At 35.0% G+C, this 1441-nt stretch carries 4 protein-coding genes; all 4 read right to left on the bottom strand.

Translation table 11 applies throughout. The features are described from left to right. Window positions 1-12 precede the first annotated feature (12 nt). The 4 genes from F6K22_RS23680 to F6K22_RS23665 all read right to left on the bottom strand — a co-directional run bounded on the left by F6K22_RS23680 (window position 13) and on the right by F6K22_RS23665 (window position 1380). A complete protein-coding gene (locus F6K22_RS23680) occupies window positions 13-153 on the bottom strand; it encodes a hypothetical protein (RefSeq protein WP_293103530.1) in 141 nt (46 codons plus the stop codon). 133 nt (window positions 154-286) lie between these two features. After that, window positions 287-427: a hypothetical protein gene (locus F6K22_RS23675; RefSeq protein WP_293103530.1), complete on the bottom strand. Its 141-nt coding sequence runs from the start codon at window positions 425-427 to the stop codon at window positions 287-289. A 376-nt stretch (window positions 428-803) separates the two neighbouring features. Next, on the bottom strand, window positions 804-1004 hold the full coding sequence (locus tag F6K22_RS23670) for a hypothetical protein (protein ID WP_293103527.1): 201 nt from the start codon (window positions 1002-1004) through the stop codon (window positions 804-806). Window positions 1005-1122: 118 nt separating this feature from the next. Next, on the bottom strand, window positions 1123-1380 hold the full coding sequence (locus F6K22_RS23665) for a hypothetical protein (protein ID WP_293103525.1): 258 nt from the start codon (window positions 1378-1380) through the stop codon (window positions 1123-1125). Between the last annotated feature and the right edge of the window lie 61 nt (window positions 1381-1441).

Below are 1441 nucleotides of genomic sequence, written 5' to 3'. Positions count from 1 at the left end.
TTTTGTAGATTTTCATTGGCTACTTCTTTGATGGAAAGAATGTAGAAAATCTTCGAGCTGTGCTGAGTTATTACTATAACGTCTGAGTTTTTCTTGAGGCTTTGGTTCGGCAAAAAAAGGAATTTTTCTGATGACTACTTTGGAGATTTTCATTGGCTACTTCTTTGATGGAAAGAATGTAGAAAATCTTCTATCTGTGCTGAGTTATTACTATAACGTCTGAGTATCTGTCGAGAATTTTTCTAGGAAAAAAAAGTAATTTTGATGCTCCTCGTTTTGTAGATTTTCATTGGCTACTTCTTTGATGGAAAGAATGTAGAAAATCTTCGAGCTGTGCTGAGTTATTACTATAACGTCTGAGTTTTTCTTGAGGCTTTGGTTCGGCAAAAAAAGGAATTTTTCTGATGACTACTTTGGAGATTTTCATTGGCTACTTCTTTGATGGAAAGAATGTAGAAAATCTTCTATCTGTGCTGAGTTATTACTATAACGTCTGAGTATCTGTCGAGAATTTTTCTAGGAAAAAAAAGTAATTTTGATGCTCCTCGTTTTGTAGATTTTCATTGGCTACTTCTTTGATGGAAGGGATGGATAAAATATTCTATCTGTCCTGAGTTATTACTATAAGGTCTGAGTATCTGTCGAGAATTTTTCGGAGATTTTCATTGCCTACATCTTTGATGGAAAGGATGGAAAAAAATTCTATCTGTCCTGAGTTATTACTATAAGGTCTGAGTATCTGTCGAGAATTTTTCGGAGATTTTCATTGCCTACATCTTTGATGGAAAGGATGGAAAAAAATTCTATCTGTCCTGAGTTATTACTATAAGGTCTGAGTATCTGTCGAGAATTTTTCGGAGATTTTCATTGCCTATCTCTTTGATGGAAAGGATGGAAAAAAATTCTATCTGTCCTGAGTTATTACTATAACGTCTGAGTTTTTCTTCAGGGTTTGGGTCGGGAAAAAAAGGAATTTTGATGCTCCTCGCTTTGGAGATTTTCATTGCCTACCTTTTTGATGGAAAGGATGCAGAAAAAATTCTATCTGTCCTGAGTTATTACTATAACGTCTGAGTTTTTCTTCAGGGTTTGGGTCGGGAAAAAAAGGAATTTTTCTGATGACTATTTTGGAGATTTTGATTGCCTACCTCTTTGATGGAAGGGATGGATAAAATATTCTATCTGTCCTGAGTTATTACTATAAGGTCTGAGTATCTGTCGAGAATTTTTCGGAGATTTTGATTGCCTACCTCTTTGATGGAAAGGATGGAAAAAAAATTCTATCTGTCCTGAGTTATTACTATAACGTCTGAGTTTTTCTTCAGGGTTTGGGTCGGGAAAAAAAGGAATTTTGATGCTCCTCGCTTTGGAGATTTTCATTTCCCCTATCAAATCCTCTTGAAAATTTATCCTAACTCTAAGCTAGTCACACCAAAAATCA

The sequence above is a fragment of the Okeania sp. SIO2F4 genome (genome assembly GCF_010672385.1).
Classification (GTDB): Bacteria; Cyanobacteriota; Cyanobacteriia; order Cyanobacteriales; family Microcoleaceae; genus Trichodesmium.
Note: the sequence above shows the minus strand (reverse complement) of the source record. Positions and strands in the feature narration are given on the sequence as shown.